Source organism: Variovorax boronicumulans (genome assembly GCF_019352895.1).
GTDB lineage: Bacteria > Pseudomonadota > Gammaproteobacteria > Burkholderiales > Burkholderiaceae_C > Variovorax > Variovorax boronicumulans_A.
Map to the genome: position 1 here is coordinate 1,495,814 of NZ_JAAAFX010000009.1, position 14,613 is coordinate 1,510,426.

General features: G+C 69.9%; 14 protein-coding genes. 9 read left to right on the forward strand and 5 right to left on the reverse strand.

Annotated features, from left to right (window positions below; translation table 11 throughout):
* The first annotated feature begins 102 nt into the window (after window positions 1-102).
* Together K0H49_RS26065 and K0H49_RS26070 are read left to right on the forward strand one after the other, a co-directional pair.
* Entirely contained in the window at window positions 103-681 is a 579-nt protein-coding gene (locus tag K0H49_RS26065; protein ID WP_219218879.1) for a PadR family transcriptional regulator, read from the forward strand.
* A complete protein-coding gene (locus K0H49_RS26070) occupies window positions 682-1,509 on the forward strand; it encodes a siderophore-interacting protein (protein WP_219218880.1) in 828 nt (275 codons plus the stop codon). It abuts the gene before it with no gap.
* 4 nt (window positions 1,510-1,513) lie between these two features.
* On the opposite strand, the gene queG is transcribed toward K0H49_RS26070, so the two are convergent.
* A complete protein-coding gene (queG, locus tag K0H49_RS26075; protein ID WP_219218882.1) occupies window positions 1,514-2,581 on the reverse strand; it encodes a tRNA epoxyqueuosine(34) reductase QueG in 1,068 nt (355 codons plus the stop codon).
* Between queG and tsaE the strand changes: the two genes are divergently transcribed.
* The 3 genes from tsaE to K0H49_RS26090 all read left to right on the forward strand — a co-directional run bounded on the left by tsaE (window position 2,567) and on the right by K0H49_RS26090 (window position 4,912).
* Window positions 2,567-3,076: a tRNA (adenosine(37)-N6)-threonylcarbamoyltransferase complex ATPase subunit type 1 TsaE gene (tsaE, locus tag K0H49_RS26080; RefSeq protein WP_219218892.1), complete on the forward strand. Its 510-nt coding sequence runs from the start codon at window positions 2,567-2,569 to the stop codon at window positions 3,074-3,076. The genes queG and tsaE overlap by 15 nt on opposite strands.
* The gene (locus K0H49_RS26085; protein ID WP_219218894.1) at window positions 3,073-4,512 is read left to right on the forward strand and encodes an N-acetylmuramoyl-L-alanine amidase; all 1,440 of its coding nucleotides are present in this window, start codon (window positions 3,073-3,075) and stop codon (window positions 4,510-4,512) included. Before tsaE ends, K0H49_RS26085 begins: the two co-directional genes overlap by 4 nt.
* 136 nt (window positions 4,513-4,648) lie before the next feature.
* Window positions 4,649-4,912, forward strand: coding sequence for a glycine zipper domain-containing protein (locus tag K0H49_RS26090; protein ID WP_219218896.1), 264 nt, complete (start codon window positions 4,649-4,651; stop codon window positions 4,910-4,912).
* A gap of 149 nt (window positions 4,913-5,061) precedes the next feature.
* Here the strand turns inward: K0H49_RS26090 and K0H49_RS26095 are convergent, their stop codons facing one another.
* Window positions 5,062-5,724, reverse strand: a complete 663-nt coding sequence (locus K0H49_RS26095) for a DedA family protein (RefSeq protein WP_219218897.1) — start codon at window positions 5,722-5,724, stop codon at window positions 5,062-5,064.
* Window positions 5,725-5,771: 47 nt separating this feature from the next.
* Between K0H49_RS26095 and K0H49_RS26100 the strand changes: the two genes are divergently transcribed.
* Genes K0H49_RS26100 through K0H49_RS26110 form a run of 3 tightly spaced genes read left to right on the forward strand, consistent with a single transcriptional unit; the run spans window position 5,772 to window position 8,463 of the window.
* Window positions 5,772-6,272 (forward strand): GNAT family N-acetyltransferase, encoded by a 501-nt coding sequence (locus tag K0H49_RS26100; RefSeq protein ID WP_219218899.1) that lies wholly within the window; start codon window positions 5,772-5,774, stop codon window positions 6,270-6,272.
* A gap of 27 nt (window positions 6,273-6,299) precedes the next feature.
* Window positions 6,300-7,514: a dienelactone hydrolase family protein gene (locus tag K0H49_RS26105; protein ID WP_219218901.1), complete on the forward strand. Its 1,215-nt coding sequence runs from the start codon at window positions 6,300-6,302 to the stop codon at window positions 7,512-7,514.
* A 10-nt stretch (window positions 7,515-7,524) separates the two neighbouring features.
* The gene (locus K0H49_RS26110; RefSeq protein ID WP_219218903.1) at window positions 7,525-8,463 is read left to right on the forward strand and encodes a LysR family transcriptional regulator; all 939 of its coding nucleotides are present in this window, start codon (window positions 7,525-7,527) and stop codon (window positions 8,461-8,463) included.
* Here K0H49_RS26110 and K0H49_RS26115 read toward each other — a convergent pair.
* The 3 genes from K0H49_RS26115 to K0H49_RS26125 all read right to left on the reverse strand — a co-directional run bounded on the left by K0H49_RS26115 (window position 8,460) and on the right by K0H49_RS26125 (window position 12,576).
* Complete coding sequence (locus K0H49_RS26115; RefSeq protein WP_219218905.1) at window positions 8,460-9,821, reverse strand: MFS transporter; 1,362 nt, start codon at window positions 9,819-9,821, stop codon at window positions 8,460-8,462. The genes K0H49_RS26110 and K0H49_RS26115 overlap by 4 nt on opposite strands.
* Before the next feature lie 38 nt (window positions 9,822-9,859).
* On the reverse strand, window positions 9,860-10,675 hold the full coding sequence (locus K0H49_RS26120; protein WP_219218907.1) for a fumarylacetoacetate hydrolase family protein: 816 nt from the start codon (window positions 10,673-10,675) through the stop codon (window positions 9,860-9,862).
* A gap of 113 nt (window positions 10,676-10,788) precedes the next feature.
* Complete coding sequence (locus K0H49_RS26125; RefSeq protein ID WP_219218909.1) at window positions 10,789-12,576, reverse strand: IlvD/Edd family dehydratase; 1,788 nt, start codon at window positions 12,574-12,576, stop codon at window positions 10,789-10,791.
* 158 nt (window positions 12,577-12,734) lie between these two features.
* On the opposite strand from K0H49_RS26125, the gene mutL reads away from it, so the two are divergent.
* Window positions 12,735-14,612 (forward strand): DNA mismatch repair endonuclease MutL, encoded by a 1,878-nt coding sequence (gene mutL / locus K0H49_RS26130; RefSeq protein WP_219218911.1) that lies wholly within the window; start codon window positions 12,735-12,737, stop codon window positions 14,610-14,612.
* The last annotated feature ends 1 nt before the right edge of the window (window position 14,613 follow it).

Consider the following 14,613-nt stretch of genomic DNA (forward strand, 5'->3'; position numbering starts at 1 on the left):
CGCAGCGCGATGAAGCGAATCTGAGGCGATGGCGCGCGACCTGGTTGACTTAGACTCTATTTAGATATATCGTTATCTAATTCGATAGAACGAAAGAACCCCATGCGCCATTCCCACTCCCCCCATTTCCACGGCCACCACCACGCCCGCATGGCCCGCAGCGAACACGAAGACGGCCTGGGCGGCGGTCGCGGCCCCCGGGGCGGCGGCGGTGGCCGCATCTTCGGCCATGGCGGCCTGCGCTTCGTGCTGCTGCAGCTGATCGCCGACAAGCCAAGCCACGGCTACGAACTCATCAAGTCGATCGAGGACCGGCTCGGCGGCGCCTACAGCCCCAGCCCGGGCACGGTCTACCCCACGCTCACGCTGATGGAAGAACTGGGCTACCTCACGGTCGAGGCCGCCGATGCGGGCGGCCGCAAGCGCTACTGCATCACCGACACCGGCCAGGCTTTCCTGGCCGAAAACCGCGCCACCGCCGACGCCATGCTGGCGCGGATGAACGGTGGCGTCGATGGCGCCGGCCCGCGGGCCGGCCGGCCGCCGCAGGTCATGCGGGCCATCGAGAACCTCAAGCTAGCCATGCGAATGCGACTCGCGCGTGAAGCGCTGACGCCGGCGCAAGCCAATGCCTTCGCCGCGGTGCTCGACCACGCCGCACAACAACTGGAACAGATCTGAATGAACGACATCACCACTGCCTCTTCTCCCGAGCGCACACCCCAACGCGTGCGCCACACGCTGCGCTTCCGTGAACTCGAAGTGCGCCAGGTCCGGCGCATCACGCCGCACTTGGTGCGCGTCACTGTCGGTGGCGAGGCGCTCGAGGGCTTCACGAGCCCGGGCTTCGACGACCACGTGAAGCTCTTCTTCCCCGACGCGCAGACCGGCGTGCTGACGCTGCCCACGGCCGGCCCCGAGGGCCCGATCTGGCCCGAGGGCCGCAAGCCCACGATGCGCGACTACACGCCGCGCCGCTTCGATGCGGCCGCGCGCACGCTGGAACTCGACTTCGCGCTGCACGAGGCCGGCCCGGCCACACGCTGGGCCGAACAGGCCGCCCCCGGGCAGCGCCTGGGTGTGGGCGGTCCGCGCGGCTCCTTCATCGTGCCGATGGCCTTCGACTGGCACCTGCTGATCGGCGACGACACCGCGCTGCCCGCGATCGCACGCCGCCTGGCCGAACTGCCGAAGGGTGCGCGCGCCGTCGTGCTGGCCGAAGTCGAGAGCGAGGCCGACCATGTCGACCTGCCCAGCGAAGCCGACGTCGCCATCACCTGGGTGCACCGCGCAGGCGCAGCCCGTGGCACGCCGCCGCTGCTGGCGGCGCTGCATGCGGCGCGCCTGCCCACCGGCGCGTTCCATGCCTGGATCGGCTGCGAGTCGGCGCACGCGAAGGTGCTGCGCGCGCACCTGATCGACGAGTGCCGCGCCAATCCGAAATGGATTCGTGCCTCGGGTTACTGGCGCGACGGCAGCGCCGGGACCCACGACTCGCACGACGAGTAAGAACTCAGTCGGCCTGCGCCAGCGCCCATTCGACGTGCTCGCGCACGAGCGCGCTCGGGTGCTCGGCGCGTGAGGACAGCGCCTCGGCCGCATCGGCCGCCCCGGCGCGCACCGCGTTGCCCAGCGCGACCGCGATGTTGCGCAGCCAGCGCTCGTGGCCGATGCGGCGGATCGGGCTGCCTTCGGTGTGGCGCAGGAATTCCTCCTCGCTCCACGCGAACAGCGCGCCCAGCGTGCGGCCGGTCAGGCCCTCGCGCGCATCGAAATCGGGCAGCGTGCTCTTCTTGGCGAACTTGTTCCAGGGGCAGATCAGCTGGCAGTCGTCGCAGCCGTAGATGCGGTTGCCGATCAGCGGCCGCAGTTCGGCCGGGATCGCGCCCGGATGCTCGATGGTCAGGTACGAGATGCAGCGCCGCGCGTCGAGCCGCTGCGGCGCGACGATGGCCTGCGTCGGGCAGACGTCGATGCAGGCGCTGCAGCTGCCGCAGTGCGGCGTGACCGGCGCGCTTTCGGGCAGCGCCATGTCCACGTAGATCTCGCCCAGGAAGAACATCGAGCCGGCGTCGCGGTCCAGCACCAGCGTGTGCTTGCCGCGCCAGCCCTGGCCGCTGCGCGAGGCCAGCTCGGCCTCGAGCACCGGCGCCGAATCGGTGAAAGCGCGGTGGCCGAAGGGGCCGACCTCTTCGGCGATGCGCGTGGCCAGCGTCGCGAGCCGGTTGCGCAGCACCTTGTGGTAGTCGCGGCCCCGCGCATAGACCGACACGATCGCCTCGCCCGGCCGCTCGAGCCGCGCGAACTCCACCGCCTGCCAGTCGCCCGGCGTGGCGCGCGGCAGGTAGTTCATGCGCGCGGTGATCACCGACACCGTGCCCGGCACCAGCTCGGCCGGCCGCGCGCGGCGCGTGCCATGCGTGGCCATGTAATGCATCTCGCCATGGAACCCTTGGGCCAGCCATTGCATCAGACCCGGCTCGGCGCTCGACAGATCGACGCCCGCGACGCCGATTTGGGAGAATCCCAATTCCCGGGCCAAGGCCTGAATACGAAGAACGAGTGGATGGCTGCCGATCACCTGCCGATTGTAGAAACGCCCGAGGCGAAGCTCGCCACGCTGACCTGGCGCAGCGAAGCCGACACCGAAGCCTTTGCACGCGCCCTCGCGGCGGCACCTGAACTGCGCGATGCCTTCATCGCGCTGCACGGCGACCTCGGCGCCGGCAAGACCACTTTCGTTCGCCACCTGCTGCGCGCGCTCGGCATCGCGGGACGCATCAAGAGCCCGACCTATGCCGTGGTCGAGCCGCACGAGGCGCCCGACGGATTGCTCATCTTCCACTTCGACTTCTACCGCTTCAGCGACCCGCGCGAGTGGGAAGACGCGGGCTTTCGCGACATCTTCGCGGGCCCGGGCCTCAAGCTGGCCGAATGGCCCGACAACGCGGCCGGCCGACTGCCGCGCGCAGACCTCACCCTTAGGATCGACACCATGACCGACGACACCCGCACCGTGAACCTCCGCGCCGGCACACCGCGCGGCCAGGCCCTGCTGGCCGCCGCCGCTGCATGAAGAAGGCACAGAACCCCGACGGCGCACCGCGCCGCACCTTCCTCAAGGCCGGCAGCCTGGTGCTGCTGCTCGGCGTGCAGGAGATCGCGCGCGGCGCCACCATCATGGCGGTGCGCGTGTGGCCCGCCAACGACTACACCCGCGTCACCATCGAGTCCGACGGCCGGCTGCAGACCCAGCAGCTGATCGTCGGCAGCCCGCCGCGGCTGGCGGTCGACATCGAAGGCATCGAGCTCAACCCGGCCCTGCGCGACCTGGTGGGCCAGATCAAGCCGGGCGACCCCTACATCAACGGCCTGCGCGTGGGCCAGTACGCACCGAACGTGGTGCGCATCGTGTTCGACCTCAAGCAGCCGGTGCAGCCGCAGGTGTTCTCGCTGGCGCCCATCGCGGCCTACCGGCACCGGCTGGTGCTCGACCTCTACCCCGAGCAGCCGGTCGACCCGATGGAGGCGCTGATCGCCGACCGGCTGCGCGATGCGCCACGCGTGGGCAGCAATGGCAACGCCGTCGCGGCCGCCCCGCCGCCTGCGGCCGATCCGCTGGGCGACCTGATGGCGCAGCACGCCACCCGCCCCTCGCCCGCGGCGCCCGCCACGGCACCGCCGGTGATCGCTGCCGCGCCCGCCCGGCCGCCGGTCGCGCCCGTGCCACCGCCCGTGGCGCCCCCACCGCCGCCGCCGCGCGTGGCCGCCACCGCCAGCCGCACCGACCGCATCATCATCGTGGCGCTCGACCCCGGCCACGGCGGCGAGGACCCCGGCGCCATCGGGCCCAACGGCACGCGCGAGAAGGACATCGTGCTGCAGGTGGCGCACCGGCTGCGCGACCGCATCAACGCGGGCAACGTCAACGGCAGCCCGATGCGCGCCTTCCTCACGCGCGATGCCGACTTCTTCGTGCCGCTGGGCGTGCGCGTGCAGAAGGCACGGCGCGTGCAGGCCGACCTGTTCGTGAGCATCCACGCCGACGCCTTCACCACGCCGGCCGCGCGCGGCGCCAGCGTGTTCGCGCTGAGCCAGTCGGGCGCCTCGAGCAGCGCGGCGCGCTGGCTCGCCAACAAGGAGAACCAGGCCGACAAGGTGGGCGGGCTCAATGTGGGCGCGCACGAGGTGCAGGTGCAGCGCACGCTGCTCGACATGAGCACCACCGCGCAGATCAACGACAGCCTCAAGCTGGGCAGCGCGATGCTGGGAGAGATCCGCGGCATCGGCGCGCGGCTGCACAAGCCGCAGGTCGAGCAGGCCGGCTTCGCGGTGCTCAAGGCGCCCGACATTCCCAGCGTGCTGGTCGAGACGGCCTTCATCAGCAACCCGGAAGAGGAAGCCAACCTGCGCAGCACCAAGTACCAGGAAGACCTGGCCGACGCGCTGATGCGCGGCATCCAGCGCTACTTCGCGCAAAACCCGCCGCTGGCGCGCAGCCGCCAGCTGTAGGACCGGTGGGGCCGGGCCCCCACCATGTCTCGCACCGATGCCGCGCCCTCTCGCGCAGGGGGGCGCGGCCTGCGCCTACAACGAAGTGCAGCGCGATCCAGACAATGGACGCATCACTCCTTGAAAGGTGCACACCATGAAGACACGTCTCTGGACCACAGCCGCAGTTGCCGCCACTGTCATGACTTTGGCCGGTTGCGCCGCCAACGGCCCCAACCAGAACCTCGGCGTCGCCGGTGGCGCTGTGGGGGGTGCCGTGCTGGGCAACGTGATTGGCGGCAGCACGGCCGCCACCGTCGGCGGCGCCGCGATCGGCGGCCTGATCGGCAACGAAGTGGGCCGCAATGCGGACCAGCGCAACCAGCAGCGCTACTACCCCAACAACGGACCCCGGTATTGACTCTCCCCCGAGGCGTCGCGCACTTCGTGTCGCTAGCCCTTCCCCTTCCGGGGGCGATACCAGCGGCCCGGCAGAGCCGGTTCCGCGGTATCCCTGGAACAGTCAGAAGCGCGCTTTGGCGCGCTTCTTCCGTTTGGGAGTGAGGGGTGTCAGCGAGCGACTTGTGCCCGGGCCTTTTCGGCCCGGCCGGCGCGCCAGGCGCCGAAGATGGCGATCAGGCCGGGGATCAGGATCAGGCCCCAAATGATCTTCTCAAGGTGCTCGCGCACCAGCGGCAGGTTGCCGAAGAAATAGCCGGCGGTGGCGATGCCCAGCACCCAGATCAGCGCACCGGTCACGTTGAAGAGCGTGAACTTGCCGCGGTCCATGGCGGCCACCCCGGCGACGAAGGGAGCGAAGGTTCGGATGAAGGGCATGAAGCGCGCGAGGATGATGGTCACGCCGCCGTAGCGTTCATAGAAGCCGTGGGCCTGGTCGAAGGCCTTCTTGTTGAAGAAGCGCGAGTCCTCCCACTGGAAGACCTTGGGCCCGAGGTAGCGCCCGATGGTGAAGTTGCACTGGTCGCCCAGGATCGCGGCCACGATCAGGATCGCGCAGGCGATGGGGAAGCTCATCAGGCCGATGCCGCACAGCGCGCCCACGATGAACAGCAGCGAATCGCCTGGCAGGAAAGGCATCACCACGACGCCGGTCTCCACGAACACGATGAGGAAGAGCAGCGCATAGACCCACGGCCCGTAGGCGATCACGAAAGCCTCGAGGTGTTTGTCGATGTGGAGAATGAAGTCGACGAGAAAGCTGATGATTTCCATGGCCGCGGATTATCCTTGTTGAACCCGAACGCTCCGTGAATCCCCCCATGCTGCACATCCGCACCGCCACCGAGGCGGACTGGCCCGCTCTCTGGGCCGTCCTCGAACCGACCTTCCGCCGCGGCGACACCTACACCTACCCGCCCGACATCAGCGAGGCACAGGCACGCCAGTCCTGGATGACCGTGCCCACCGCGATCTTCGTGGCCTGCGACGACCGGGGCACGGTGCTGGGCACCTACGCGATCCGGCCCAACCAGCCCGGCCAGGGCGCGCACGTGGGCAACTGCGGCTACGTGGTGTCCGACGCCGCGCGCGGCCTGGGCGTGGCCTCGGCCCTGTGCGAACACTCGCAGCAGGAAGCGCTGCGCATGGGTTTCGTCGCGCTGCAGTTCAACTTCGTGGTCTCGACCAACGAGGGCGCGGTGCGGCTCTGGCGCAAGATGGGCTTCGCCATCGTCGGCACCTTGCCCGGCGCGTTCAGGCACCCGCAGCTCGGCTTCGTCGACGCCTACGTCATGTTCAAGCAGCTGCAGCAACCCGAATAAGAACCACCCCACCCGGAGACACACACGATGACAGAGACCTACATCCAGCTGAAGGCCGCCGACGGCAGCGGCAGCTTTCGCGGCTACCTCGCGCTGCCCGCGGGCGGCAGCGGGCCGGGCCTGGTGATCGCCCAGGAAATCTTCGGCATCAACCACACCATGCGCGAGGTGGCCGACTACTACGCCGAGGAAGGCTATGTGGTGCTGGTCCCCGACCTGTTCTGGCGACAGGAGCCGAACGTCGAACTGGGCTACAGCGAGGCCGACTGGCAGCGCGCCTTCGCGCTCTACGGCGGTTTCGACGAAGCCAAGGGCATGCAGGACATGCAGACCGCCATCGACGCATTGCGCGCCCGCAGCGAAGTGAGCGACAAGAAGGTCGGCGTGCTGGGCTTCTGCCTGGGCGGCAAGCTGGCCTACCTGGCGGCCTGCCGCACCGATGCCGATGCGGCGGTCGGCTACTACGGCGTGGGCATCGACGCCGCGCTCGACGAGGCCGAGCACATCCGCTGCCCGCTCACGCTGCACATCGCCGAGCGCGACACCTTCTGCCCGCCCGAGGCGCGCGAGCGCATCGTCGCCACGCTCAAGGGCCGGCCGGGCGTGTCGCTGCACGTCTACCCCGGCATGGACCACGCCTTCGCGCGCGCCGGCGGCGAGCATTTCCACAAGCCCTCGGCGCTGATGGCGCACGAGCGCAGCATCGCCACGCTCAAGGGCGCGATCGGCCCGCACTACGACCTGTCGGCGCTGTGGGACAAGCACTGCGAGTACGAGTTCGGCACCCGCAACGTCGACGACACCATGTCGACCATGGTGCCCGAGCCCTACGTCAACCACATCCCGACCATGACCGGCGGCGTAGGCTACCAGGCGCTGCACGCCTTCTACACGAACCACTTCGTCAACAGCAACCCGCCCGACACCACGCTGACCTCGATCTCGCGCACCGTCGGCGCCACGCAGGTGGTCGACGAGCTGCTGTTCTGCTTCACCCACACCACCGAGATCCCGTGGATGCTGCCGGGCGTCGCGCCCACAGGCCAACGCGTCGAGGTGCCGCTGCTCGCGGTGATCAAGTTCCGCGGCAACAAGCTCTACCACGAGCACATCTACTGGGACCAGGCCAGCGTGCTGGTGCAGGTCGGCCTGCTCGACCCCAAGCTGCTGCCGGTGGCGGGCATCGAGACCGCGCGCAAGCTGCTCGACGAGAAGCTGCCCTCGAACACGCTGCTCGCGTGAACACCGGCGGATGAAGAAGGTCGACCCGCGGCTGCTGCAGGCCTTCGTGGCGGTCGCGCGCGAAGGCTCGGTGTCGCGCGGAGCGCAACGCCTGTTCCTCACGCAGCCGGCGGTGAGCCTTCAGTTGAAGGAGCTGGGCGCGCTGGTCGCGCTGGAACTGTTCCAGCGCACGCCCACCGGCCTGCTGCTGACGCGCGACGGCGCGGCCCTGCTCCAGCACGCCGAGCATGCGCTCGAAGGGCTCAGCGACTTCGTGCTGGCGGCGGAACGCATGAAGGGCGGCGTGCGCGGATCGCTGCGCATCGGCACCATCCTCGACCCCGAGTTCACGCGCCTCAGCGTGCTGCTCGCGGAACTGGTGGCGCTGGCGCCCGAGCTCGAGACCGAACTGCACCACGGCACCAGCGGCGAAGTGCTGGCCAGGCTGCTGAACAAGGAGCTGGACATCGGCTTCTACCTGGGCGACCCGAATGCGAGCGACCTGCCGCAGGCCAGTTCGGCGGCGCGGCGCAGCGCGGGCAAGACCTTCCACTCGCAGGTGCTGAGCCCCTTCTCCTACCAGGTGATCGGCCCGCCGGGCTGGGCGCCGCAGGTCATGGGCCGCGACTGGCCCGACCTGGGCCGCCTGCCCTGGGTGCTGGCGCCCGCGAGCTCCTCGCACTCGCGGCTGCTGGCGCCGGTGCTGCAGGCGCACGGGCTGGTGCTCAAGAAGGCCGCGCAGGCCGACCAGGAGTCGTCGATGCTCGCGTTGGTGCGCGCGGGGGTGGGCATCTCGCTGGCGCGCGATGCGGTGGCCTTGCGCGCCAGCCAGCACGACGGCGTGGTGATCGCCGACCGGGTCGGCATCGACAGCGACCTGCGCTTCGTCTGCCTGGCCGCATCGCTCAAGCGCCCGGAAGTCGACTGCGCGATGCAGGCCCTGTCGCGCGCCTGGCGGCTCGCGCGCTAAGCCTTGGGCAGAACGCCGCCGGCGCCCTCGCGCACCGCCATGCGCTCGCGCGGCACGGCACGCGTCGCCGCCACCACCGTGCGCCAGCCCCTGGGCATCAGCGCCAGCATCAGGGCCGCCAGCAGCGCCGCGCTGCCCAGCGCGTAGAGCCCGGCGGCGGCGCCGCCGTGGTGCTGCTCGACATAGGTGCGCAGGCTGGGCGCCACGAAGCCGCCCAGGTTGCCGATCGAGTTCACCAGCGCGATGCCGGTGGCGATGCCCAGCCCCGACAGGCGCTCCGACAGGAAGGCATAGAAGATCGGCGTGCCCGACAGGTAGGTCGAGGCACCGATCGACAGCGCCGCGATCGCGAAGACCGGCGAGCCGTGCGCCGATAGGCACACGCAGACACCGAAGACCGTGTAGAGCGAGGCCACGGTCACGCGGCGCTGCTCGTGGTGCCGGTCCGACCAGCGCGTGACGAAGAAGACCACGAACAGCGCCAGCAGCCAGGGAATGCTGGTGATCAGCCCCACCGTCAGCCCGACCTTCTGGCCCATGATCTGCGCCACCTGGGTCGGCAGATAGAAGATCAGGCCATAGGCCGCGATCTGCACGATGAAGAAGTTCAGCGCGAAGAACATCACCTTCGGGTTGCGCAGGGTCTGCAGCACCGTCTGCGGGCTGTGGACCGACTTCTGCGCCGCCTCCTCGTCGAGCACCGCCTGCAGCGCGTTCTGCTCTTCGGCGGTGAGCCACTTCGCGTGGCGTGGCCGGTCGACGATCACGAAGAAGGCGACGATGCCGACCACGACCGCCATCACACCTTCGATCAGGAACATCCACTCCCAGCCCTTGAGGCCTCCGATGCCGTGCATGTCGAGCAGCGCGCCCGAGACCGGCCCGCCGATGACCAGCGCGCCCGCGAAGCCGAACAGCAGGATGCCGTTGGCCTGCGCCCGCACCTTGGCCGGGAACCAGTAGGTCAGCGTGAGCAGCACGCCCGGATAAAAGCCCGCCTCCGCGATGCCCAGCAGGAAGCGCAGGGCGTAGAAGGACATCTCGGTGGTCGCGAACATCATGGCCGAGGCCACGAGCCCCCAGCTCACCATGATCCGGCTGAGCCAGATGCGCGGGCCGACGCGCGAGAGGATCACGTTGCTCGGCACTTCGAAGATGGCGTAGCTCACGAAGAAGATGCCGGCGCCCAGCGCGAAGGCGCTGTCGCTGATGCCGGTGTCGATCTGCAATGCGCTCTTGGCGAAGCCGACGTTGACGCGGTCGAGGATCGACATGATGTACATCACGATCAGCATCGGCAGCAGGCGCCATCGCGCCTTGCCGACGGCCGCGGTGACCAGGGTGCTGTAGGGGCTCATTCTCTTGTCTCCTGTTGTTCTCTTGATCGGGCCCGGGCTCAGCCGCGTGCGACCGCGCCTTCGACCGGGTTCGTGACCGAGCCCAGGCCGTCTATCTCGACCGACACCACGTCGCCCCGCTTCAGGAAGCGCGGCGGCTTGAGGCCCAGCCCGACACCGGCCGGCGTGCCGGTGAGGATCAGGTCGCCGGGCTCGAGCGTGATGGCGCGCGACAGGTAGGCGACCAGGAAGGCCACCGGAAAAATCATCTCGCGCGTGTTCGAAGACTGGACCGCTTCGCCGTTGACCAGGCAGCGGATGCCCAGCGCCTGCACGTCGGCGATCTCGTCGCGCGTGACCAGCGCCGGCGCCAGCGGGCAGAAGCCGTCGAGCGACTTGCCGCGCACCCATTGCGCCTCGCCCAGCTGCACGTCGCGCGCGCTCACGTCGTTGGCCGCGACATAGCCGAAGACATGCGACAGCGCATCGGCCTCGCTGACGCCGCGGGCACGGCGGCCGATCACGACGCCGAGCTCGGCCTCCCAGTCGACCTGCTCGGTGAAGCCCTCGGGCCAGGTCAGCGCATCGCCGTCGGCGGCCAGCGTGTTTCTGAACTTGGCGAAGATGACCGGCTTCTCGGGGATCGCGAGGCCGGTCTCGATGCAGTGGTCGCGGTAGTTCGCGCCGATGCAGACGATGTTTCGGGGCACCAGGGGCAGCCCCGGCCGGACGCTGGCGAGCGGCACGGTCTCACCCACGTCGCGCCAGGCCGCGCCCGCCACGATGTCTTGCATGCGATCGGCATCGACGAACTGCAGCGCATCGCCCTCTTTCACATAGCCCACGCGCAGGCCGTCCTGCGTGGGAACGCTCATCCATTTCATGTTGACTCCGGTTGGATTGAAGGAATTACGGGGGTGCGCACGAGGGCACGCCGGGGCCGTACGGCCGTCGGCGTCTGCGTGCCCTGCACACGCAGAGGTTTCGCCTAGTGATTGCGGCGCGGGATCCCCGCCGTCTGCGCCACGCGCTGGTACTTGGTCGCGGGCTTGAGCACCATGCCTTCGGACAGCGTGTCCACCATCGCGCGCTGGATTTCCTGCCACGGCGTCTGGCTCGCCGGGATCGGGTAGCCGCCTTTCGCTTCCAGCTGACGGGACCGTTCCTGCAGTTCCTCGTCGCTCACCAGCATGTTGACCGTGCGCTGCTTCAGGTCCACGCGCACCCGGTCGCCGGTCTGCAGCAGGGCCAGGCCCGCGCCCGCCGCGGCTTCGGGCGAGGCGTTCAGGATCGAGGGCGAACCCGAGGTGCCCGACTGCCGGCCGTCGCCGATGCAGGGCAGCGCCGAGACACCGCTCTTGAGCAGGTGCGCGGGCGCGCGCATGTTCACCACTTCCGACGAACCCGGATGGCCGATGGGGCCGACGCCGCGCATGAACAGGATGCACGAGGCGTCGATGTCCAGCGCCGGGTCCTCGATGCGGCGTTCGTAGTCTTCCGGGCCGTCGAAGACGATGGCGCGGCCGACGAAGGCATCGAGGTCGCCGGGGGCGCTGAGGTAGCGCGCCCTGAACTCGTCCGAGATCACGCTGGTCTTCATGATCGCGCTGTCGAACAGGTTGCCCGACATCACGAGGAAACCGGCGTTCTCCCGCAGCGGCGCTTCAAAGGGCCGGATCACGTCGGCGTCCTTCACTCGAACCCCGGCGCAATTGGCGGCCAAGGTCTTGCCGTTGACCGTGAGCGCGTCTTCACGGATCAGGCCGTGCCGATGCAGTTCCGCCACCACGGCCGGCACGCCGCCGGCGCGGAAGAACTCCTCGCCCAGGTACTTGCCGGCCGGCTGCATGTCGAGCAGCAGCGGCACGTCGAGCCCCACGCTTTCCCAGTCTTGAATGACGAGCTCGACGCCCGCATGCTTGGCCACGGCGATCAGGTGGATGGGCGCATTGGTCGAGCCGCCGATGGCCGAGTTGACGACGATCGCGTTCTCGAAGGCCGCGCGCGTCAGGATGTCCGAGGGCTTGAGGTCCTCGCGCACCATCTCCACGATGCGGCGGCCGGTCTCGTAGGCCATCTGTCCGCGCTCGCGGTACGGCGCCGGAATGGCGGCGCAGCCCGGCAGGCTCATGCCCAGCGCTTCGGCCAGCGCGTTCATGGTCGAGGCCGTGCCCATCACGTTGCAATGGCCGATCGAGGGCACGGTGGAACCGACCAGGTCGATGTAGCCGGGGAAGTCGATGCTGCCCTTGGCGAACAGTTCGCGCGCCTTGAACAGCGTGGTGCCGGTGCCGGTGCGCTGGCCGTCGTGCCAGCCATTGAGCATCGGACCACCCGAGAAGATGATCGCGGGGATGTTGGCGGTGGCGGCCGCCATCAGCGCGGCCGGCGTGGTCTTGTCGCAGCCGGTGGTCAGCACCACGCCGTCGATCGGGTAGCCGGTGAGCGTCTCGACCAGGCCCAGGTAGGCCAGGTTGCGGTCGAGCGCGGCCGTGGGGCGGCGGCCGTTCTCCTGGATCGGGTGCATCGGGAACTCCATCGCGATGCCGCCCATCTCGCGGATGCCTTCGCGCACGCGCAGCGCCAGTTCGCGGTGGTGCCGGTTGCAGGGCGTGAGGTCGGAACCGCTCTGCGCGATGCCGATGATGGGCTTGCCGGACTGCAGTTCTTCCCGCGTGAGACCGTAGTTCAGGTACCAGGCCAGGTGGAGCACCGAGAGTTCGCTGTGCTCGGGGTTGTTGAACCACGAGGCGGAGCGGAGGGGGCGGGGGGTCATGGGCGTCTGTCTCCTGTGCGTTGTCGTTGTGCGGCCGGAGCTTAGGTGGGCGATTCTTCGAGCGCCAATGAGATCGGTTGCGGGGCCGTATAAGCGCTCCAAATACGCCCGATGCCCTGTCGATCCTCTGGGCTTGCCTGCGCTTCTAGAATGCCCCGGTGAGCGCCCTTCCCTCTTCCAGCCCCCTGCCCGAACGCCGCCCCATCCGCGAGCTGCCCGACGAACTGATCAGCCAGATCGCGGCCGGCGAGGTGGTCGAGCGGCCGGCCTCGGTGGTGCGCGAACTGGTCGACAACGCACTCGACGCGGGCGCCACGCAGGTCACGCTGCGGCTGTCGGCCGGCGGCGTGCGGCTGATCTCGGTCGAGGACGACGGCGGCGGCATTCCGCGCGAGGAGCTCAGCGTGGCGCTGCGCCGCCATGCCACCAGCAAGATCGCCAGCCTCGACGACCTCGAGACCGTGGGCACCATGGGCTTCCGGGGCGAGGCGCTGGCCGCCGTCAATTCGATCGCCGAACTCACGCTGCATTCGCGCGCGCGCGGCGCCGACGCGGCCTATGCGCTCGACGGCCGCACCGGCGAGCTGCGCCAGGTCGCGCGTGCCGAGGGCACCACGGTCGAGGTGCGGGAGCTGTTCTACGCCACGCCCGCGCGCCGCAAGTTCCTCAAGACCGACGCCACCGAGCTCGCGCATTGCGTGGAGGCGGTGCGCCGCCACGCGCTGGCGCGGCCCGACGTCGGCTTCTCGGTCTGGCACGAGGGCAAGCTGGTCGAGCAGTGGCGCGCCACCGGCACGCGCGACCCGCGGCTGTCGGATGCGCTCAGCGAAGACTTCGTGGCGCGCAGCGTGGCGGTCGACCACGAACGCGGCGCGGTGCGCGTCGAGGGCCGGGCCGGCATCCCGGATGCGGCGCGTTCGCGCGGCGACCAGCAGTTCTTCTACGTCAACGGCCGCTTCGTGCGCGACAAGGTGCTCAACCACGCGGTGCGCAGCGCCTACGAAGACGTGCTGCACGGCCAGCGCCAGCCCGTCTATGCGCTGTACCTGACCATCGACCCGGCCCGGGTCGACGTCAACGTGCACCCGACCAAGATCGAGGTGCGCTTCCGCGACGGCCGCGAGGTGCACCAGGCGGTGCGCCACGCGGTCGAGAACGCGCTGGCCGCACCGCGCGCGGGCGATGCCGAGGCACCGGCCGCCGTGCCCTTGTTCCATGCGACGCCGGCCGCGCCGGCCCCCAGCCTGCCCGCCTGGACCCAGCCGCGCATGCATTTCGCGGCCGAGCGCGGCACGGGCGACCTGGCGGCGATGTGGCCCTCGGCCCCCGCGACCGTGCCGCCCACCACCGCCGACGCGGCCCTCGACGCACCGCCGCCCTGGTCGGCACCGCGGCCGACCGCGCCGGCGCCGGCCCCCGTGCCCAGCCCGGCTGCCGCCGACGGCGAGCCCGTCTGGCCCCTGGGCCGCGCGCTGGCCCAGCTGCAGGGCATCTACATCCTGGCCGAGAACAGCCAGGGGCTGGTGATCGTCGACATGCATGCGGCGCACGAGCGCATCGTCTACGAGCGGCTCAAGACCCAGCTCGACGGCGCGGCCATCAGCAGCCAGCCGCTGCTGATCCCCGCCACCTTCGCCGCCACGCCGCAGGAGGTGGCGACCGCCGAAGCCTGCGCCGAGGTGCTGGCCACGCTGGGCCTGGAGGTCGAACCCTTCTCGCCGCGCACCCTGGCGGTGCGCGCGGTGCCCGGCACGCTGGCCGACGGCGACCCGGTCGAGCTGGCCCGCAGCGTGCTGGCCGAGCTGGCCCAGCACGACGCCAGCACCGTGGTGCAGCGGGCCCAGAACGAGCTGCTCTCGACCATGGCCTGCCACGGCGCGGTGCGGGCCAACCGCAAGCTCACGCTGGACGAGATGAACGGCCTGCTGCGTCAAATGGAGGCCACCGAGCGCTCCGACCAGTGCAACCACGGCCGGCCCACCTGGCGCCAGTTGAGCGTGCGCGAGCTCGACGGACTGTTCCTGCGCGGCAGGTAAC